Genomic DNA, 21,361 nt, shown 5'->3' with positions numbered 1-21,361 from the left:
AGCCGACGTGGAATTCAGACTTATACTTCATGACAGAAAAATTAGCGACCGACAGCCCTGTAATTGTGGGAATTGGGGCCTCGGCTGGCGGGCTTGAGGCGTTTCAAAGCTTGCTGACCGGTTTGCCCGATGAGCATGAGCTGGTTATTGTTCTGATCCAGCACCTTGATCCCAACCACGAAAGCCTGATGCCAGAGCTTGTGGCGGCCAAAACCAAATCGCCCGTCCACAGTGTAACGGACGGGATGAAGGTTGAAACCGGGCACATTTACCTGATGCCACCGGGCTACGAGATGGAAATCTCGGGTCGCACGCTAAAGCTCGCGGATTTCGAATCCCCCCGCGGATTGCGCCGTCCCATCGATCGTTTTTTCAACAGTCTGGCCGCCGAGCATGGCGATCATGCCGCGGCGGTCGTTTTGTCGGGAACCGGAAGTGACGGGGCAAACGGCGCCCGCGAGCTAAAGGGCAAAGGCGGCCTGGTGTTGGTGCAGGATCCCAGTCAGGCCAAGTATGACGGAATGCCGCGCGGCGTCATGGATTTGGGCGGTGCAGATGTCGTTGCCAACTCGGAAGAAATCATCGATGTGGTGCGCGACTATTTCAACCTTCGCGTGGACCGAGAGGGGGCGTTCGGCTCTGACGAGGAATTCCTGCTGAGAATTCTGCGCCATGTCCGGTTCCGGACCGGTCATGACTTTTCAGAATACAAGAACGCCACCATGCTGCGCCGCATTGCGGTGCGCATGTCCGTGCTCAACATTACCAAACCAGAGGAATATCTGAAATATATCGTTGAGACGAAGTCCGAAGGCGACCTTCTGTTTCGCGATTTGCTCATCAATGTGACAAGCTTTTTCCGCGACGCAGACCACTTCGAGACGTTGAAGAAGTCTGTCATCCCCGAGCTAGTCGATGCGGCCGAAGAACACGGCGAGCTGCGCATATGGGTGGCCGGGTGTTCAACTGGCGAAGAGGCCTATACGATCGGTATGCTTGTGGCCGAAGAGATCAGCCGCGTGAAAAAGCCATGTCACGCGGTGATTTTTGGCACTGATATCGATGAACAGGCCCTGCACACCGCGCGTCAGGGGCTTTACCCCGACACGCTTGTCGACAGTATTCCCCCTGCTTTGCTCGAACGTTATTTCAAGCCCGTGAAAGATGGCTACGAGGTGGGGGCGCAATTGCGCGAAATGGTCCGTTTCTCGCGGCACAGTTTTATCAAGGATCCCCCGTTTTCGAAGCTCGACTTGGTGTCGTGTCGCAATGTGCTGATCTACCTCAAAGATAGCCTGCAGGTTCTCAGCAACCGCATCTTTCACTATGCGCTACGCGAAGACGGTTATCTTTTCCTCGGGCCCAGCGAGAATCCCAAGGACCTCGGGAACCTGTTTTCCGAGGTCGCAGCCCGTGCCCGCATCTTCAAACGCCGACCGGGGCCTTCAAAAACGCTCAATCTCGGCAGGTTGTCGGTTACAGTGATGAACCGCCCAAGTGCTGCGGCCGAGCGGGCAAACGCCGAGCCCGACCCGTCAGACGCCGAGCGCATTATTCTCGACGAATTTGCACCGGCCTATTTGCAAGTGGACGTGGACGGCAAGGTGACCTTTGCATCCCAGAATGCCAAAAAGTATCTGTCGGTGCGCGGTGGGGCCATCACCACCGATCTGTTCCAATTCGTCAGTCCAGAATTGGAGGCAACGTTCAGACGGTTGTCGCGTCTGAAAGCGACCGACGATCATGCTGCAGAATATGAGTTTCAGGGCAAAATAGGCGACCAGCAGCAGCGGCTGATCGTCAGTGCCCGTGCAACGCCGGACGGAGGGCAGCTGTTTGTCATCAAGGACAATCTGCAACTCCTTGAGCGACGCCCCTCTGCGAGCGGCGACACCAACGACAATCAGGAAAGCTATATTCGACAGCTTGAGTCCGAGCTGGACGATGCCCGCCAAGCAGTGCGCACCACTGTCGAAGAACTTGAAACCTCGAACGAGGAATTAAAAAGTTCCAACGAAGAAATGATGTCGATGAACGAGGAGCTTCAGTCGGCCAACGAAGAGCTCACGACGATCAATGACGAGCTTCAAGAAAAGCTGCGCGAGCTTAACCTTGCGAACATCAACCTCAAGAGCTTCGAGAAAAGCGCGCGTATCGCGACAGTCTTTCTGGACGGAGAGCTTAACCTGCTGCGCTACACGACCGAGGCCACTGAGTACTTCAGCTTCTCGGCAAGTGATATTGGCCGCCCCATGACTGATCTGAATTCGGTTCTGGAAGAAGACGATCTGCTCGACCTTTGCGCGCTGACGGTCAGCGACAAACAAGAGCGTGACGCAGAATTCCAGACCAAGGACGGAGATGTCAGTCTGTCGGTTCGTATCATGCCCTACGCGCCGGAAGGCGGTCAAAGCCTTGGCGTCGTGTTCACGCTGCAGAATGTCACCGAGCTGCGCGACGCCATCAAAGGCGCGCATGATGCAAAATCCATTGCTGAGGTACGCATGGAAGAGGTTGAGCAGATTTACTCTGCCAGTCCGATCGCCATGGGTCTTGTCGATACGCAGATGAGGTACGTCCGGCTGAACTCAAAGCTGGCGGAAATCAACGGTATGGCGATCGAAAATATCATCGGTCGGACCATCAGGGAAGTTATTCCAGCGGTTGCGGAGCACACGGAGAGCTTGGTGAAAAAGGTTCTAGAGACCGAGACGCCGATTCTTGGCGAACGTGTTCGAGGGTCCACTCTGTTCGATCCTGATAACCGTCGTGTCTGGGAAAGCGATTGGACACCTTTCTATTCCAGCGGGGAATTGACCGGCGTGTCTTTCACAGTGCGGGACATCACTGAGGAGGTCGATGTCGCTGACAATCTGCGACTGATCATGGGAGAGCTTGAGCATCGCGTCAAAAACATGCTGTCCAATGTCACCGCCCTGGTGAACCGTGCGTCCCGCGAAGCGACAACCGATAGTGAAGTGTTCAAAACGCTCAGCGACCGGGTGCGCGGCTTGGCCAATACCCATGCTTTGCTCACGTCTGAGTCTTGGTCCTCTGCATCACTCGAAGATATCATCCGACCCGAAACGGTTGATATCTATGGCGAAGAACGCGTGACGCTCTCGGGGCCGAACATCAAAGTCACGTCCGAGGCTACGCTGGCACTTGGCATGGCGATCCACGAGCTTTCAACCAATGCGGCCAAATACGGCGCGTTCAGCGTACCTGAGGGCCATGTTACGATCAGCTGGTCGCGGATCAACGACGCCGAAAGTGACCGCCTCGTGATCAATTGGGTCGAGACCGGGGGACCCAAAGTCGAACGACCTGAAAAGTTGGGATTTGGAAGTCAGCTGATCTCTTCGACGCTCACGAGCAACCTTGACGGCGATTTCGAAAAGAGCTGGGAACCAAGCGGACTGCGGGTTGTTATCAAGCTAGGATTTGAAGAGAACACTATAGAATAAAATGGGCACTTATGTTTGACGACCTCAAGATCGTTTATCTAGAAGACGAACCAATTGTGGCGCTCGATACAAGCGAGCATCTTAAGAATCTTGGATTCGGTGAAGTTAAAGTGGTCTCAAGGCTCAGGGATGCCGAGGCTTTGACCTGCGAAGACAATTTCGATGTTGCCTTGTTCGACATCAACGTTGACAAGGGCCAAACCAGCCTTGAGTTGGGGCATCAACTTGCATCGCGCGGCACCAAGGTCATTTTTGCATCGGGCAATAGCAGCTTAGGTCGCGAAATCAGTGGAGAAAGTATCTTGTTCCTTGATAAGCCATTTTCGCTGACCCAGTTAACGTCGATGCTGAAGCAAGCCGCCAATACCTAAATTCTTGGCAGTCCTAATTCGCGACCAACACCACTCCCGATATCTCCAAGATTCGCTATTGTTTTTCAGCTCTCGCGCTGTCCTGAACGAAGGTCATTCTTTCCTTGATTGCAGTGGTCCGGACGAGCGATCAAACGGTAATACCACTGCCAAATCACACGCAAGGCTGTGAATGGGTGCCGCCAAAAACCTGTCGGGATGTTTTATCAGGCCATCTTATTTTACTAAGAAGGTAGCTTCATGATTTCCTTCATTGGAAGGCAGTTTGCCATTAGACGGCGGCTCTAGCGTTAGAGCCGCAAGGGCATAAGGCTCCGATGCTGCAATTTAGATGACCCCATTTTCGAAACATTGCTGCGCGGTGCGTTACCGGGTAACAGATGAGACGTTTGTGAAAAGTCTACGAAAACAGCGGCATGTCCTCGAGTAACTGCTGCGTCAGCGAAGTTCACAGAAACGAACCATGGGAAAGACCACGTCTCGATTGTGCCGACACCGTGTAGCTAAAGTGCAGTTCGGATTCGACCCCATTAAGCAGAATTGAATGACCCCATTGGCGACCTGAGTTGCAACGCGGCGACAGACATGTAGCAAGCGCGAGGACATGCCGCGTCAGCGAAGTCTAAAAAGTGAATAGCCGCTTTGTCCGCATACCCGACCTTTGGGTGGTCAAATTGCTGCACAAACGACGAATGACCGCTTTACGGACGCCGCACCGCAGATTTCAAGCCAACGTGAAGGTCCGCAATGGGCCGAGAGCGGCCCGGGACACTAAGGGGAGCGGATCAGTGCGTCCCTTCTTGATCGACAGATAACTCAACTCGGCGAAGCTTCGCAGATCAATGGAGATAGGGTTGGCGGACTTTTCCATCTGTGGTAGTGTATAAAATCTGGTGATGTGAGGCTCCGTATGGCTGCGGACAAGTCGAACGAGACCAAGCGGATCAAAGGCATTATTGCGCTGGCCCGCAAAGCACCGCTAAATTTTGCTGCTTGCGTCGGCCGCGATGGTGCTGTGCTTGAAGCCGACCTGCGCAAGAGCCCCGCCCAACTGCTCAAGACCGTCCGCAAAACCAGCGGGTCATCCAACGGGGCAGCTGGCCACATGTCTGTTAAGGGCAGCACTCTACTGCTCACCTGCGACGCGTTGCCACCAAGCAGCCTGGGTAAATCTCTCCAGTCCATGCTGTCGCAGCACGGCCACTCAATGACCGTGCGGTTCGGAGAGGCAGAAGAGCCGACCGTCGCCAGCACACCTCAAGCCGAACCAGAAGAAGACGCGCCGGACCCCGGTGATGACGAAGATGACATCGCCGCCGCTGCAGGTGATCTTACGGCCCTACTAAAGGCGGTTCTGCGCAAGACCTACAACTTTGCCTTCCTCTTCGGAAATCCCTCTGTACTAAAAGGGCACAAGCGTCACCCTGCTGCGAAACTGGTGCGCGCCGCCAAGGCCGAAGGCGCCGGGCCGCAAGGTGCGTGGGGGCAGCTTAACCGCGAGGGCCGCCTGCTGATCATGACGGTCGAAAACAGGCCGCCCCCAACTGCGGCCAAGAAAGCGCGGGTCTTCCTGCGCAACGCTGGCCATTCCCTGCAGGTGAGCATTCGCACGCCCGAGGGCGACGTGCTCGAAGACGACTTGGCCGACCTCGACGATGCCGCCCTCGACGGTGAAAGCGTCGAAGACCGCATGGCAGCAACCGCTGCGCGGCTTGAGGCGATCCTGCCCATGATGCCCGAGAATGACGCCAAACGGGCACAATCCATCGCGACCCTCATGACCACCAAACTGGCAGGTGGTGAGGTCGTAAAGTCAGAGCAACTGCTGGCCATGCTGGAGGATCTCATCGCCCCCCATGAGGAAGGTGCAGCCCCTCCTGCGCAGGACGCGGATACCCTCCTGGAAGGCGGCCCGGGGGACGAGCCCGAAGGCTCGATTGGTGCCCTGCCCGTGGAACTTGATGCCGACATGTTCGAGGCCTTCGCCGACGATGAAACCTGGGCCATTTCGCAGTTTCTCGAAGATGAAAACTATGTTCAGACAACCCGGCGGCGCGGCCCCTTCTTTCTGCGCGGCATTGAGCGTGAAATGACCAATGACGCGCTCACCGACCACGCCTATGAGACTTTTCTGCGTCACAAGCACGGGGAAGAATACACTTATGATCTTTTCCTGAGGTTCAAGGACGAAGCGGGACCCCTGCTCGACCTCACTACAGGCGAGCTTTTGGTCATCACCGACAATTACTGGGCCGAGATTGAGCGCGATGGCGGAGCGTGGCTCAAGATCGTGCCGCTCGACATTCCCGTGCGTGAAGAAGACAGCGCCGCGTTTATCGACGAATATATCGACGATCTGGATCAGGCAGGCCTCGATGCGCTGAACAAGGCGACCGATGACGCCTTCTACCTCGCTATGGCGCACAAGCCGGGATACGAAATTCCCTCAAGCCAGCATATCGAGGCCGAGGCCTGGATCGCTATGCGGCGTGAGTTCATGGGCAGGGTTGTGCGTCTTTCAAATCTGCCAGACAGCGCGCGCACAATTTTCGAGCAGGTCCTGCCGAGCATGCCCTTGGGCCTGCCAGCTCCCGGTGAGGAAATGCGGCTCTTTGAGAACGCCGAGGCGCTCATCGGCATTGCCAAGGACCTGCTACAGCTTTCGCCGACCGAGCGGGCCGGGTTTGTGGCCTTTGCGGGCCGATGTGACAGCGTGGCTGACCTCAGGGGCAAGCTCGATGAATTTCTTGCCGCTGCCGAAGGGCGGGAGGCCGCGTCAGAGGATCGCTTTGCCAAGGGAGAGCAAATTGCCGGGATGGCGTATGAATATGATCTGGCAAAGAAGTACCTCGATGGTCCGGTAAGCGCGGCCGCGCTTGAAAATATCCTTGGCCCGAAGCTGGAGGCTTGGGGGTATACCGGGACGGTGCGTCAGATGGTTGATGCCTTCATGGCGGATGTGGAGGAATACAAGGCCGCATTCAAAAAAGAGGCAGAACAGGTCGCTCTGCGCGGCATGGCGCAATTCGAGACGGAGTTTGATGCGGTGTCGATCGCCATGGCGGACGACGCCGCGTTTGCCGAAACCTTCGCGGAATGCCGCGACACCTGTGTGGCTTTTCTGGAAAGAACCAACAACATGGGGGACAACGACTACCTCTTCCTGGAGTTGCAAGCGTTGGCGCGTGGCAATCCGCTCCTAGCGCAGATATTGGACGCGCTTGGCGGCAACGAACCTTTTGGCGGAAACCGGTCCGACACAATGGGCACGTTTTACGAGTTCTTTGCGATGTTCGATCCAGACGACCCCAAAGCCGCGAGCAAGTTCAAGTATGAGCTGCAAAAGCTGGTCTCCAAGCGCCGCAAAGGGATCGAAGACAGCCGCAAGTTCATCAAGGAACAAGACCCGGAAGACTTCATCTGGCGCACCGGTGCCATTCAACAGAACCTGCAGGAGAGCGGAGCCAAGCCGAGCTCGATCCACGCGGAAATCGTCGGGGACGAGCTTGAGAAGATCGCAGATGAAGAACTCGCAGATGCCCTGAAACTTGGCGCGGCCGCCATTGCTGCGGGTCTGCTGACCATGGGCACCGGAACGGTGGCTGTCATCGGAGCGACCGCTTCCTTTGCCATCAGCAGCTATGACGCGTGGGAGACCTATAACCGCTATCTGCAAGATGAAGCAGGCTCAAACGCAGGTCTCATACGCACCGAGCCAAATTTCGCATGGGCCGTCATCGCCATGGTCAGCGTGGGCCCGGACGCTTTCGAAGTGGTGGGGGTCGCCGCCAAAGTTGCCAAAGCTCGACGCATCAAGGCGATCGCGGAGCTTCTTGATGCCGAGACGGGTGACGCCGTCAGGGCCTTTAACGCCGCAGACCCGGAGGATTTACTTGAGCAGATTTAAGGCAGGCAGGGGCCTTGAGGCATTTGAGGCCGCGATTGACGCAGCCCCCATGAAAGTGACCAAGACCAAGGGGGTCACCCCAGATCCTGCACGGCTGCGCAAATCGCTTAAGGCCGCCGCCCTGGTTGAGGCCCGTTTGAGGGCAAGTTTTGCCATCGGGATTGCGGCAAATGTCCCGCCGGCCGCCGCCTCAACGGTCGATGACTTTCGCAAATCCCTTACCAGTTCCGCCTGCGCATGGGCATTTTGGGGCACGCGCGGCTTTGAAGCGTATCAGGATACCCGCCATGCCGCCGAACTGCTGGCGCGCGTCGGACCCGACGACACCAAGGCATTGGCCAACGTCCGCGCGGCCTATGGCAAGGCCATGGACGATTTCAAGGTGCTTGACGCTTACGTTGCTGAGAACAAGCTTGGCGCGGCAGAGTTGAACAGCTCGCTGATGTTCTGGATGGAGCATCCCAACCTGACAGTCGACGAAATCATGGACCGAATGCGGTTCTACTTGCCGGATGCAACCCCAGTGCGCTCCCGCAAGGCGGCACCCAACCCAAGCTCTACCGGGTCCATCCCTGCCCCCGACGACGTCATCAAAAACGAAGAGCACCGCAAGCTACTCAACCAGATCTTTCAATATGGAGATGAGATTGGCGGCACCGGGGCCTTTGACGATATCACCTGCGTGGAACTGCTTGGCGGGGGCGAGAAAGTCACCCTGTCGATGGAGCCTCTCGCCCACCGAATGACCCGCGGCAGCGAAGGCATGCTGAAACCTGGTCAGAACCTGGCACCGGATTTCAACACCAAGATCAAACCAGCCATCAATGAGCTTGAGATGTTGGTCGACGGCAAACGGCTTGAGGTCGTGAATCCCGAAACGGGGGAGCTCACCGTGGTCATCTTGAGCGGTGGCAAGGGGGGCTGGAACCGCTTGCACCTCGCCGGCCCCGGCTTTGGAGATGAGGCAGGGGCCGGTCTGGCCCTCGGTCCGTGGGAAATCAACCACGAGTATCAGAATGCCGGCATCGAGGATTTCATTCGCAGCATCTCTGAACAGGTCGCGCCCCACCGCGCCGACAACCTGCATTTCAAGCTGCGAATTGAAATGACCACCTGGGGAAATCCCACGCCCAAGGGGCTGACGTCAGAAACCAAAGAGCCATTCTTCAGGAGTGTGACCTATCACATGGATCTGACAACGCCCGAAGGCACCGTGTCACAGAAATTCATGATCAGTCTGGACAACGACCCACTAGACGTCATGCAGGGTGCCAAACCCAATGTTTCGGTCACCGCGGGTCAGGATTGGAAAAACAGCAAGAGCGCCCTGTTCATGGAGTTGGAGAAGTGGGTACCAGTTAAGAAGAACTGAGTGGCCCCCCTTTCAAGCACCAAAACGCTGCAATTGCGGATTGAAGGCTTATCCCCTTTGATCCGGCAGCACATTATGTTGTCCTTCCAGGCTTGATAATCGGCAATGTTTGGACCTGTCGCGGTTTGAAGCCGCTCCTTTGATAGCATTTACTGCAACAAAGGAGACTGACTATGGGACTGAAACGGACGGACGAATTCCGGCAAGATGCAGTGCGTATCGCGCTGACCAGTGGGCTAACGCGCAAGCAGGTGGCCGACGATCTGGGTGTCGGCATGTCGACGCTGAACAAGTGGATTACTGCGCATAGAGACACGGATGTGGTGTCGAAAGAGGATTTGAGCCTTGCCAAGGAGAATGACCGGCTTCGGCGCGAGAACCGTATTCTCAAGGAGGAGAGGGAGATCTTAAAAAAAGCAACGCAGTTCTTCGCGGGCCAAAAGCCATGAGGTTCAGGTTTATTGAAGAACACACGGGAGCTTTCGAAATGGCGCGTCTTTGCAAGGTCATGGATGTCAGTTCACGTGGTTTACGAGCATTCCGCAATCGACCGGCCAGTCGCAGACAGCGATCTGATCTGGTCACGCTGGTCCACATCAAGGAACAGTCCCGTCTCAGCTTGGGCAGTTATGGCAGGCCACGAATGACCGAAGAGCTGAAAGAGATTGGTCTGAATGTGGGGCACCGCCGCGTAGGTAGGCTGATGCGCCAGAACCGCATATCAGTCGTAAGAACCTGCAAACACAAAGTGACCACGGACAGCGACCATAAGTTCAACATCGCGCCCAACTTACTGGATCGGGACTTCACCGCTGATGCGCCCAATCAGAAATGGGCAGGCGATATCAGCTACGTTTGGACCCGCGAGGGCTGGCTGTATCTGGCTGTGATACTGGACCTGCACTCACGCCGTGTCATTGGTTGGGCTGTTAGCAACCGCATGAAACGCGACTTGGCAATCAGAGCATTGAAGATGGCCATCGCATTCCGGTCACCGCCGAAGGACTGCATCCACCACACGGATCGTGGCAGCCAATATTGTTCTCACGACTATCAGAAAATCTTGCGCAAGCATGGCTTCAAGGTGTCGATGAGCGGCAAAGGCAATTGCTATGACAATGCGGCAGTCGAGACCTTCTTCAAAACCATTAAAGCTGAGCTGATCTGGCGGCATCCTTGGGAAACGCGACGGAAAGCCGAGATGGCGATCTTCGAATACATAAATGGCTTCTACAATCCGCGTCGCCGACACTCAGCATTGGGTTGGAAAAGCCCGGTCGCTTTAGAACGCAAGGTGGCTTAAACGAGCACTTGGGGCGGCACTAAAGCGGGACAGGTCCACTTCCCAGCCCAACCATACCAACTTCAGCAAGCTCTCAACGAAGCCTGTCGTCTGCCGGAGCGGCATGCCGAACAACACCTTCAGTGTCAGGCAGGCCTGGATCGCGGCGTCACTGAATTGTTGCCGCCGACCGCGTTTGCCCGTCGGTGGCGGTATCCAGATCATCTGAGGATCAAACCAGATTGATAGCGACCCACGTCGCTTCAAGCTGTCATTGTAAGTCGACCAGTTCGTGGTCTTGTACTTCGTAGGGGCCCAGCTGCTCATGTGCTCAAGCTATCATGCTGGATTGGCGAGATGAATCCCTCAACTCGTTTGTGCAACAAAGCCCAATGTACCTCCAATTACAGAACCTATCTTTGTTTGCTTTTTTGCAAACCCGTTGACAATCTCAAAAATAATATGATTAGTGATTCATAAATCATATTTTGTGTTTGGGAGGATGCAGGGATGGAAACGCTTCAAGCGCTTGCCGAGTTCAAGCAGGAGGTCATGACCTTCGTCGAATCGAATCTGCCGTCAGACATCGCCGAAAAAGTTCGCCTGAACGCAGAGTTGGAAAAGGACGATTTCGTCCGTTGGCAAAAGATACTCGAGAACAAGGGATGGTACTGCGCGCATTGGTCGAAAGAGGACGGCGGCGCAGGCTGGTCACCGCTCAAGCGCTATGCATTAGAGCAGGCATTGGCAGAGGCGGGCGCGCCCTGGATCCTGCCGTTTGGTCCTGCTTATGTCGGCCCGGTCATCGCAGAATACGGGTCAGACGACCAAAAGCAGCGGTTTTTGCCAGCTATCATTTCTTCGCGAACCGCTTGGTGTCAGGGGTACTCCGAACCCGGTGCCGGATCGGACCTGGCCGGGCTCAAGACACGCGCGGCACGCGATGGTGACAGCTATATCGTCAACGGCCAAAAGCTCTGGACCAGTTACGCGCATTGGGCGGACATGATGTTCTGCCTTGTCCGCACCTCTGACGAGGACCGCCCGCAAAAGGGCATCTCATTCCTGCTGCTGGACATGAACCAGCCCGGCGTGACCATCCGGCCCATCGTGACAATGGACATGCGGCATCACGTCAACGAGGTATTTCTGGAAGATGTAAGAGTGCCGATAGACAACCTTGTCGGTGCCGAAGGGGCCGGTTGGGAGATAGCGAAATTCCTGCTGTCCACCGAGCGTTTGATCGTGGCCGAAACAGGTAAATCGCGCCGACTGCTGGATCAGGTGAGACAGATTGCAGGTGACGCACGTGAAGGCGGGAAACCGCTTTTGGATACCCCGGTTTTCGCCAATGCCTTCACCGAAACGGAAATCGCGCTGGAAACGCTCGAAGCATTCTGCACGCGCCTTCTGAAACGGGCGGCGCAGGGGCAGCAACCCGGTTTCGAGGCATCGCTGCTCAAGATACGCGGATCGGAACTGTTGCAGTCAATCACCGCGCTGGCGACGCGGGTCGCGGCCCGATCAGGAATGCCGCTGGAGACCGTGGAGATGTTCGACGGTACGAACGAGGCCCCTGACCCCAACGCAGAAATGTCGGGGCTTTTGCGCGAACACCTGACGCAACGCGCCGCCAGCATCTACGGCGGCTCAAACGAGATTCAGCGAAATATCGTATCAAAGGCGAGGTTCGGGTTTTGAGCATGTTAGAGCCTACAGACGCAGAAATACTACGTGACCACGCATTCAAGTGGGTCGATGAGAACTATGGCGAGGATCGTGAAAAAGCGGGACGCGACAGCGCAACCGGCTTTGATGCCGTTCTGCACGATGCGATCGCACAGCAGGGGTGGCTGGGTGCCATGGTGCCGGAGGACAAGGATGGCACCGGCGGCGATCTGGCCGAAATGGCCGGGATCATGCAGGCCGTCGGAAGGGGTCTTGTCTCTGAGCCTGTCCTGTCAATAGGCGGCATCACTGCGCCCCTGCTGGCGCGGCTGGGGACACCGGCGGCCGACACGTTGCTGGCGCAGATCATGAACGGCGAAAAAACAGCCGTCTTGTGCCATTACGAACGTGATGCCGGGTTCGACCGGGGCTTGTCCGACAGCACGCTGCGGCCCGTGGACGACACGTTGGACCTGAATGCGGCCAAGGCGCCAGTGCTCGACGTGGTCGGCGCGGATGTGCTTTTGGTGACGGCACGGGATGCAGCAGGCCGGATGGCCCTGCTCGCCGTGACGCCTGACACAAGGGGCCTGACCCTGGATCAGCACCGGTCGGTGGACCAACGGCGTTTGGGAACGGCCCGTTTTGAGGGATGCCGCCTGCCCACTGATGCCGACCTTGCCGAAGGGGCGGATGTCGACGCGCTGGTCTCTCGGGTGCTGGACGGCGCGGCGCTGCTTGTCTGCGCCGAGGCAATCGGCGCGATGGACGTCCTGATTGCTGAGACGGAAACCTATCTGCAGACACGCAAGCAGTTCGGCCAGCCGTTGTCGCAGTTTCAGGTGTTGCAGCACCGCATGGTCGACATGCTGATGCATCTCGAAGAGGCGCAATCGACGCTGGAAGCCGCCCTCGATGCCCAAGGCACAGCGCGCGAGGCGCGCGCAATTGCCTTAGCCAAGATCGTTTGCGCCCGCGCCGCCCGCTATGTGTCGCAGGAAGCTGTGCAGCTTCATGGCGGCATCGGCATGACAGACGACCTGAGGATAAGCCGCTATTTTCGCCGGTTAATGCTGAGCGAGACAATGTTCGGGGACGCCGATTGGCACGCGGAAAAGTATCGCCAACTGCGGCCCTGAGAAACAGAAAGTTTGGGAGAATTTCGATGATGAACTATGATCACTACAAGACGATCCGATGCGATCTGGGCGACCGGATCATGACTGTGACCCTGAACCGGCCCGAACAGATGAATGCAACGGACGCCACTCTCCATCAGGAGGTCTCATGCATCTTTGCTGATGTGCGGCACGACGACGATGTCGACGTAGTCGTCGTGACCGGCGCTGGCAAGGCGTTCTCTGCAGGGGGCGACATCAACTGGATGCAAGAAGGGATCGACGACCCCGGCCAGTTCGAAAGGACCGGCCGCGAGGCGCGCGACATCGTGTTCAACCTGCTTGACCTCGACAAGCCTGTGATCTGCATGATGAATGGTCATGCGGTGGGGCTCGGTGCGACGATTGCCCTGCTTTGCGATGTCATCATCTCAAGTGACCAGGCGAAGATCGGCGACCCCCATGTTGTCATGGGTCTGGTGGCCGGCGATGGCGGGGCTGTGCTCTGGCCGCAGAACATTGGGTACGCCAAGGCAAAATACTATCTGATGACCGGTGACCTGATGACCGCCGCAGAAGCCGAGCGTATCGGCCTGATCACTAAGGTGGTCCCGGCCGATGCGTTGGAGGACGAGGTCTATGGCCTGGCTAAGCGTTTTGCCAAGGGGCCGCTCAAGGCGATTGTCTGGACCAAGGTGGCCACTAACCTTCAGCTTAAGCAGGCGATGCACGCTTCCTTCGACGCGGGGCTTGCGTATGAAACGGTTTCCAATGTCAGCGCGGACCACCGCGAGGCCGTGGATGCCTATCGCAATAAGAGAGAACCCCAGTTTACCGGAAAGTGACCGATCCCGTCACCTGGGGAGGCAGGACGGGATGGATAGCCGCGTGCGCGACGTACGCATCACCACTGAGGAGGATAGCATGACCCACTTGAAGAGAAGAACCGTCATTGGGGGGTTGGGGGCTTCGGCCCTGACAGCGCCGTTCCTGACGCGGACCGCTTGGGCGCAATCGGACGAGCCGATCAAGATCGGCGTGGTCACATCGCTGAGCGGCCCGCAAGAATTCATCGGCAGCTTTGTGCTGAACGGCTGCAAGATCGCCGTAAACCAGATTAACGCGCAAGGCGGCGTGATGGGGCGCGAACTGGTGCTGGAGGTTCGCGACGACCGAGCCAATCCCGCCGACGCCACCGCCGCCGCGCGCGAACTGATCGGTCTGGGTGCGCACTTGCAGATTGGCACAATATCCTCCGCCGTGGCATTGGCGATGGGGCCGTTGATGTCTCAAGAAGGAGGCGTGGTCATAACCTGCGGTGCGGGTTCGGAAAAGATCAATCATGAGAATTACAACAAGCACGTGTTCCGGCCGGGTGACGGCCCCTACATGAGGATGCGGGCGCAGGCGCAACTCATGGCAGAGCGTCAGCCCGAAGTGACAAGCTGGACTGGGATCATTCCTGATCACGAATATGGTCGCACAACTTGGGCTGTCTTTGTGGACGGGCTATTGGAATTCTACCCCGACATCGCGGGCGTCCAGCCCGAGATCATCGACCCCATCATCGTGCCCTACGGCGCAGGCGATTACCGCAGCTTCATCACCCAAGCCGCCCGCAGCTCTGCCAAGGGGATCTACAACTCCACCTATGGGGGCGATTCAGTAACGCTGTTCCAGCAAGCCAAGCCCTACAGATTGTTCGAGGATCGCATCTTGATGGATTCCGCGAATGAATTCATCGTGGCAGGTGCGCTGGGTACCCAGACGCCGCCGCATTGGACCGGTATCCACTGGTATCATGAAACCAACAAGGGCAACGAGATGAGCGATCAACTCTATGCCGATTATGTGGAAATGACCGGTGACACGACGCCGATGGGCTGGTTGGCCGAGGCGCACGCCGGCATCTACGCCTATGCCAAGGCGATAGAGAAAGCCGGCTCAACAGAAACGGATGCGGTGATATCGGGTCTCAAAGGATTGGTCTGGCAAACCGTCACCGGCGAGCGGACCATGCGCGCCGAGGACAATCAGGCGATCAAGGACGTGGAACTGATTTATATTGAACCAAAACCGGATACCGAAAAGGGCTATGCCGTGACTGACTACGTAAAGGTCGAAGGCACCAGCGTAATCGAACCGCCATCGCCAGGCCAGGCGGTCGAGCTGCGCAGCCCCACCTGACCGCTATTTGTGACTCAGCGGCCGCCTGCCCCGGGCGGGCGGCTGCCAGACATCAACACAACTGATCGACAAGGATAGGTAGCCATGACTGGCGAACTGATCACCATCGCCTTTAACGCGCTCATCTGGTCGATGGCGACGTTTCTAATTGCATCAGGCCTGACGCTAGTTTTCGGAATCCTGCACGTGCTCAACTTTTCGCACGGCGGGTTCTTCATGATCGGTGCCTATGTTGCCTACACGGTCCTCGAACAGTTTGGCGCAACGGTGCCCCTCTGGGCCTACCTGATGGCCGCGATTGTCGCAGCCGCCGCCATGGGGACAGCAGGGGCGGCCGTGGATCAGGTTGTGTTCCGACGGCTGAAGAACTTTGAGGGCGTCTATGTTCTGATCGCTACCTACGCGCTGCTGCTGGTCTGCGACGGTTTTGTTAAACTGGTCTGGGGGCTGAACTATCACAGCGTCTCCCCTCCCGAGAGCCTTCTGGGTGTGCTCTTTGCCGGCGGCGCGATTCTTCCGCATTTTTCGATCTTCGTGGTGCTGGCCGGTCTTTTGACGTTTCTGGTGCTCGAGGCGGTGCTGAACCACACATCTGTCGGGCGAACACTTCAGGCGATCGCGGCGGACCCCTGGATGGCCCAGGTTCTGGGCATCAATGTCTCGTCCGTCTACCGCTGGACGATGATCGTGGGGTTCGCACTGGCGGGTCTGGCAGGGGGGCTACTGGTTGCGAACCAAAGCCTGTCACCGGATCTGGCGGGTATCTTCATCCTCCAGGCCTTTGGCGTGGTCATCGTGGGTGGCATGGGCTCAATTCGTGGCGCTTTCATTGCGGCGATCCTGCTGGGCTTTGTCGAGGCGATCAGCGCCACCTACCTGCCAAGCTACCCCGGCGTCCTGTTCTTCGCCACGATTGCCGCGGTGTTGATCTTACGCCCCGAAGGGCTGTTGGGCAGGGCAACGACATGAGCATCACACGCATCAAACCGCAACATTTTGCAGGCGTCATGGCCCTGCTGATCGTGGCAGGGTTCCTGCTGCCGCATGTCGCCAACCGGGGCATCGTGTTCCTGGGCGGCGTGGTCGCAATCAACATGGTCTTTGGCATCGCCTTCAACATCGCGTTCCAAAAGGCGGGCATCCTGTCCTTTGGCAACGCCATGTTCTTTGCCACCGGTGCCTATGCAACCGGCTACATGATCACCCAGGTCCCGCAGATCCCCTTTCTGCTGATGATCGCGCTCAGCGGTCTGGCCGGGGCGCTTCTTGCCCTCATCACGGGCCTGCTGGCCCTGCGGCGATCAAGCGGTGTCTATTTCGCAGTCATCACCCTGGCCGTCGGAGAACTGATCCACGTACTGATTACCAAGATGGATTTCCTTGGCCGCAACGACGGCATGGTTGGCGTCTTTCGCCCGACGTTGGACTTCGCGGTGTTTCAAATCGACCTCAGCCAAGGCGACTCCTATTATTATTTCATTATCCTGTCCTGCGCCGTCCTGATCTCGATTCTTTGGGTGCTGTGGTCGAACCGGTTTGGTCGCGCCCTGCAAACCGTGAAATCCGACCCGATGCGCGCTGACTTCCTGGGTACGGACATCAACCGCAAACGATTGCAGGCGCTGGTCCTGTCGGGTGCGGCGACCGCCTTGGCCGGAGCACTTTTCGCGCCCTGGGCACAGATCGTGACACCTGACCTCGCCCATTGGAGCCAATCAACCATGCCGCTGCTTTTTGCGCTCCTGGGCGGCACGGCCTTCTTCTTTGGGCCGGTGGTCGGCGCGGTGCTGTTCAGCGTGCTGGAATACAACACCCGCACGCTTGTCGGGATATCGGATCTGATGGTTGGCGGCCTGCTGCTGGCCGTCGTCCTCGCCGTTCCTGGCGGCGTGTTGGGCCTTTTGAAGTCGGTGATTGCGCGCAAACCCGCCAAGTCGCTGGTTAGAAAGGAGAAAAATCCATGAGCCAATCTTTGCTATCCGCCGAGGGCATTCACCTCAACTATGGGCCGATCAAGGTCTTGAAGGATGTGACACTGACACTTGAAGAGGGTGAGCGTCACGTCATCATCGGACCCAACGGGGCCGGAAAGACTACCCTGTTCAAGGTGTTGTCGGGTGAACTGCGCCCAACCGCGGGCCAGATTCTTCTGGAAGGCGATGACGTGAGCCGGACCACCGGGTTCCACAGGGTACGGCGCGGCGTGGGCCGGTCATTTCAGGTGGCGCGGGTGTTTCTGGAAATGACCGCGCTCGACAATGTCGCGGTGGCCGCCGAGGCGCGCCATGCATACGAAGGGGTGCGGCCCGGCCTTTGGCGCATCTCGGCCACGCGGCGGGTCATGGACGAAGCGGCAGAACTCCTTAGTGTTCTCGGCCTTGACGCGCTTAGGGACACGCCCGCGTCGATGCTCAGCCACGGCGACCGCAAACGGCTCGAACTCGCAATGAGTCTCGCTTTGCGGCCCCGCATCCTGATGCTGGACGAACCGACTGCTGGCATGTCCCCGACGGACCGCGCTGCCGCCGTCCATCTGATCGACCGGATCATGCGCGATAACGGGATCAGCCTGATCCTGACAGAGCACGACATGGGCGTCGTGTTTCAATTGGGCACCCGGTTGTCCGTGCTCAACTATGGTGAACTTGTGGTTTCTGGCACGCCGGAAGAGGTGCGGCAGAATCCGATGGTGCGCGAAATCTATCTCGGGCGGAACGCTTATGCTTGAGGTCCGCGATCTGAATGCCTTTTATGGCCAAAGCCACATCCTGCACGGGATCAACCTGGATCTGGCTGAAGGCGAAAGCATTGCTCTGCTAGGGCGCAACGGCGCCGGTAAGAGCACCTTTCTCAAAGCCCTGCTCAACGCCGACCCCAGAACGGAGGGGGCGATGCGGTTCGGTGCCCAAACCCTCGATACCCAGCCGACGCACACGCGCACGCGCTTGGGCATGTCCCTAGTGCCCGAGGACCGGCGTATCTTCCCTAAGCTGACCGTGGCGCAGAACATCGAAATGGGTGCCTTTGCAGCTCGAGAAGAACAGAAACCCTACACCATCGCCGAGGTGGTGGACCTGCTGCCGATGGTCGGTCCGCTGCTGAACCGGTTCGGCTATCAGCTTTCCGGCGGACAGCAGCAAATGGTTGCCATCGCGCGCGGGCTGATCGCGCGCCCCCGGCTTTTGATGCTTGACGAACCGGCCGAGGGGCTGGCACCCGTCATTGTTGACGAACTTTCCGATACTATCAACGCCATCCGCAAGGCCGAGGGCCGGTCAATTGTCGTCACCGAGCAGAACATAGACTTTGCCCGTCAGACGACGGACCGCCTTTACCTGCTTGATGTCGGTTCCGTTGTGTTCTCGGGCACCTGGGAGGAGTTCTCTCGCAACGCTGACCTCGTTGACCGCTACCTCGTTCTCTAGGAGACAGACATGACAACACATCAGGATCTCAAAAGCGTCGAACCTTCTCCCGAACGGATCGACCGCTATCGGACTTCCGGGGTCTGGCGCAACCGGACGCTGGCTGACGACGCACGCGACAGCGCGAAACAGACACCCGACAAGGTGCTGTGGGTCGAAAGCGACAACCACCTGACGGCGGGGGCGGCACTGACCCAAGCTGAGGCATTGGCCAGCAACCTTTACGCCATGGGGTTGCGAGAGGGCGATGTTGTCAGCTTTCAGCTTCCTAACTGGACGGAAACGGTCATCCTCGACATCGCTTGCGTCCTTCTGGGGCTTGTGGTCAACCCGGTGGTGCCTATCTACCGCAATGCGGAACTGGCGATGATCCTCGCCGACTGCGAAGCCAAGGTGCTGTTCATCCCCGAGAAATTCCGCAGCATCGACTACGCCGCGATGGTCGCCGACCTGCGGCCAAACCTGCCCGAATTGCAGCACGTCGTCGTTCTACGTGGCACCCCGCACGAAGGGATGCTGTCGTTCGATGCACTGATGGACCCCGCAGGCGGGGATGTGCCCTGGCCCCGGCAGCGCCCGGAAGCCGCCAAGATGATCCTTTACACCTCCGGCACGACCGGCAGACCGAAAGGCGTGTTGCATAGCCACGAGACCGTTGCCCGCGGGTTGTCGGCCTGCTTTGACCACTGGGGACTGAAAGCTGATGACTGGACCCTGATGCCCTCGCCGGTTACGCATGTGACCGGCTTCAGCTACGGCATCGAATGGCCGCTGATCCAAGGGACGCGAACCGTCTTTATGGACCAATGGAACGCGGACAAGGCAGTTCACCTCATCGACGCTTACAACGTCGCATCGACGATTGGCGCGACTCCCTTTCTGGCCGAACTGGTCGGGGCCGCGGAAAAGGCCGGATCCCGCCTGCCCAGCCTGCGCGTCTTTGGCTGCGGCGGTGCCGCGGTGCCACCGGCGTTGATCCGCAAGGCGAACAAAGTACTCGAGAACACCTGCGCATTTCGCGTTTATGGATCAACCGAAGTACCTGTCGTGACGCTGGGATACTTAGGCGACGCGAATGCCGAGCTGGCCAGCGACACCGACGGCGAAATAGTCGACTACGAGGTGCAGTTGGTGGATGATGCTGGCCTGACTGTGACCGAAGGCGAAGGGGAGGTGCTGGCCCGTGGCCCTGCGCAATTCCTCGGCTATCTCCGTCCAGAGGACCGTGTGGGGGCGGTGAATCCGGATGGGTATTTCCTGACCGGTGATATCGGGCGCTACGTACAGGACAGCGGTCTAATCATTACTGGTCGTAAGAAAGACCTAATTATACGAGGCGGCGAAAACCTGTCGGCCAAGGAGATAGAGGACGCGTTGCACCAGCACGCTGCCGTCACTGAAGCAGCTGTCATTTCTATGCCTCACGACAGGCTTGGTGAAACGGTCTGTGCCTACGTCATCCCTTCAGGCGACGATCGCCCGGGCATTGCGGACTTCAGCACATTCCTTGGCCAACTCGGCTTGGCGCGGCAAAAGGTACCCGAACGAATCGAATACGTGACTGATCTGCCGCGCACTGCCTCCGGGAAAGTCCGCAAAGACGTCTTGCGCAAAAAGATCGCAAAAGAGGTTGCCCGACCAGCTCGGTGATCTCGGCTGGAAATAGTGATCGGATTCCAATAGAATGACTGTCTTAACCGATACACGAGGCGGATGTCTGGAAAAGAAATTGCAGTGACTAAAGTAGCCAAATCAAAGCCGCGCACAACATCCGTGGCACAGCAAAAGCGCAACAAGGAAACGCGGCTAGCAATCATCCACAGCGCTGGACAGCTCGTTGGTCTTAAAGGATATGCTGGCTGCTCGATCGCAAAGGTCACCGAGCTTGCCAACATTTCGCATGGGGCTTTCTACCTGCACTTCAAAAACCAGCAGAAACTGTTTGACGTCCTGCTCCCGGAATTGGGCATGGAGATGGTTGCCCACATCTCAACGGCGGTCAGAGGCGCAGAAACGCTCGAAGAGGTGGAGCGGCGCGGCATCACCTCTAATATCGCCTATCTCGTGCGGCATCCGCATATCTACAGAGTGATGTATGAGGCGCCACAGCACGCGCCTGCAGCCTACAAACGGCACCACGAATTTCTTGTGCGTGGCTATCTACGTTCCTTCCGCCGCATCCTCGGAGACACAATGCCGGACGCGCGGCAGATTGAGGCCATTGCATCCATGATGATGGGCGCGCGGTCTTTTCTCTTCATGCGGTTCTGCGAAGAAGACTCCGGCTTACGAGCGCTGCAGCCGGAGTTGATCGATAATTATGTGACATTCGTCGTAGCGGGGATGCATGCCTGTTTGGGGTTGGAAGCCTGATGCAAAGCGACCGGACAGTCTGCTATTGCAGGCCCTGATACTGACGGGCATTTTCAATTTTTTTCGGCGTGCAGAAGTTACGGTTTTTTACCCACAACCAAGATAAAGCCATAACGCGAAAATGCCCTCGCCTGCTGACGGCCCCCCAATCATTTCGGCGGCCCGGGTCGATGAATCGGCCGGATTGGGAG

Annotated in this window: 15 protein-coding genes and 1 pseudogene; 15 read left to right on the top strand and 1 reads right to left on the bottom strand. The window is 57.8% G+C overall.

The window, feature by feature from the left end:
- The first annotated feature begins 29 nt into the window (after positions 1–29).
- From Z945_RS0104165 to Z945_RS0104140, 5 genes are all read left to right on the top strand, one after another.
- Positions 30–3,467, top strand: coding sequence for a CheR family methyltransferase (locus Z945_RS0104165; RefSeq protein ID WP_025050862.1), 3,438 nt, complete (start codon positions 30–32; stop codon positions 3,465–3,467).
- An 11-nt stretch (positions 3,468–3,478) separates the two neighbouring features.
- On the top strand, positions 3,479–3,838 hold the full coding sequence (locus Z945_RS19310; RefSeq protein ID WP_025050861.1) for a response regulator: 360 nt from the start codon (positions 3,479–3,481) through the stop codon (positions 3,836–3,838).
- A 910-nt stretch (positions 3,839–4,748) separates the two neighbouring features.
- Positions 4,749–7,745, top strand: a complete 2,997-nt coding sequence (locus Z945_RS20580; RefSeq protein WP_025050860.1) for a hypothetical protein — start codon at positions 4,749–4,751, stop codon at positions 7,743–7,745.
- The gene (locus tag Z945_RS0104150) at positions 7,732–9,117 is read left to right on the top strand and encodes a polymorphic toxin type 4 domain-containing protein (protein ID WP_025050859.1); all 1,386 of its coding nucleotides are present in this window, start codon (positions 7,732–7,734) and stop codon (positions 9,115–9,117) included. Before Z945_RS20580 ends, Z945_RS0104150 begins: the two co-directional genes overlap by 14 nt.
- 173 nt (positions 9,118–9,290) lie before the next feature.
- A protein-coding gene (locus Z945_RS0104140; protein ID WP_152541047.1) for an IS3 family transposase occupies positions 9,291–10,420 on the top strand; the annotation gives its coding sequence in 2 pieces (ribosomal slippage) (positions 9,291–9,522 and positions 9,522–10,420; 1,131 coding nt in all).
- 36 nt (positions 10,421–10,456) lie between these two features.
- Here Z945_RS0104140 and Z945_RS0104135 read toward each other — a convergent pair.
- Positions 10,457–10,726 (bottom strand): annotated as a pseudogene (locus Z945_RS0104135) (transposase); the annotation flags it as partial.
- A gap of 183 nt (positions 10,727–10,909) precedes the next feature.
- On the opposite strand from Z945_RS0104135, the gene Z945_RS0104130 reads away from it, so the two are divergent.
- The 10 genes from Z945_RS0104130 (at position 10,910) to Z945_RS0104085 (ending at position 21,170) form a co-directional block, all read left to right on the top strand.
- Positions 10,910–12,100, top strand: a complete 1,191-nt coding sequence (locus Z945_RS0104130) for an acyl-CoA dehydrogenase family protein (protein WP_025050855.1) — start codon at positions 10,910–10,912, stop codon at positions 12,098–12,100.
- A 2-nt stretch (positions 12,101–12,102) separates the two neighbouring features.
- Positions 12,103–13,206 carry an acyl-CoA dehydrogenase family protein gene (locus Z945_RS0104125; protein WP_025050854.1) on the top strand — a complete coding sequence of 368 codons (1,104 nt, stop codon included), beginning with the start codon at positions 12,103–12,105 and terminating at the stop codon, positions 13,204–13,206.
- A gap of 26 nt (positions 13,207–13,232) precedes the next feature.
- Complete coding sequence (locus Z945_RS0104120) at positions 13,233–14,030, top strand: enoyl-CoA hydratase-related protein (RefSeq protein ID WP_081780933.1); 798 nt, start codon at positions 13,233–13,235, stop codon at positions 14,028–14,030.
- 79 nt (positions 14,031–14,109) lie between these two features.
- On the top strand, positions 14,110–15,372 hold the full coding sequence (locus Z945_RS0104115) for an ABC transporter substrate-binding protein (RefSeq protein ID WP_037970507.1): 1,263 nt from the start codon (positions 14,110–14,112) through the stop codon (positions 15,370–15,372).
- 84 nt (positions 15,373–15,456) lie between these two features.
- The gene (locus Z945_RS0104110; RefSeq protein ID WP_025050851.1) at positions 15,457–16,341 is read left to right on the top strand and encodes a branched-chain amino acid ABC transporter permease; all 885 of its coding nucleotides are present in this window, start codon (positions 15,457–15,459) and stop codon (positions 16,339–16,341) included.
- Positions 16,338–17,336 (top strand): branched-chain amino acid ABC transporter permease, encoded by a 999-nt coding sequence (locus Z945_RS0104105; RefSeq protein ID WP_025050850.1) that lies wholly within the window; start codon positions 16,338–16,340, stop codon positions 17,334–17,336. The genes Z945_RS0104110 and Z945_RS0104105 overlap by 4 nt, the downstream gene beginning before the upstream one ends.
- Complete coding sequence (locus Z945_RS0104100) at positions 17,333–18,100, top strand: ABC transporter ATP-binding protein (protein WP_025050849.1); 768 nt, start codon at positions 17,333–17,335, stop codon at positions 18,098–18,100. The genes Z945_RS0104105 and Z945_RS0104100 overlap by 4 nt, the downstream gene beginning before the upstream one ends.
- Positions 18,093–18,797, top strand: coding sequence for an ABC transporter ATP-binding protein (locus Z945_RS0104095; RefSeq protein ID WP_025050848.1), 705 nt, complete (start codon positions 18,093–18,095; stop codon positions 18,795–18,797). The genes Z945_RS0104100 and Z945_RS0104095 overlap by 8 nt, the downstream gene beginning before the upstream one ends.
- Before the next feature lie 9 nt (positions 18,798–18,806).
- Positions 18,807–20,447 carry an AMP-binding protein gene (locus Z945_RS0104090; protein ID WP_025050847.1) on the top strand — a complete coding sequence of 547 codons (1,641 nt, stop codon included), beginning with the start codon at positions 18,807–18,809 and terminating at the stop codon, positions 20,445–20,447.
- 84 nt (positions 20,448–20,531) lie between these two features.
- Entirely contained in the window at positions 20,532–21,170 is a 639-nt protein-coding gene (locus Z945_RS0104085) for a TetR/AcrR family transcriptional regulator (protein WP_161634072.1), read from the top strand.
- The last annotated feature ends 191 nt before the right edge of the window (positions 21,171–21,361 follow it).

The organism is Sulfitobacter noctilucae, assembly GCF_000622365.1.
GTDB lineage: Bacteria > Pseudomonadota > Alphaproteobacteria > Rhodobacterales > Rhodobacteraceae > Sulfitobacter > Sulfitobacter noctilucae.
This window is presented reverse-complemented; position numbering and strand designations above follow the sequence as displayed.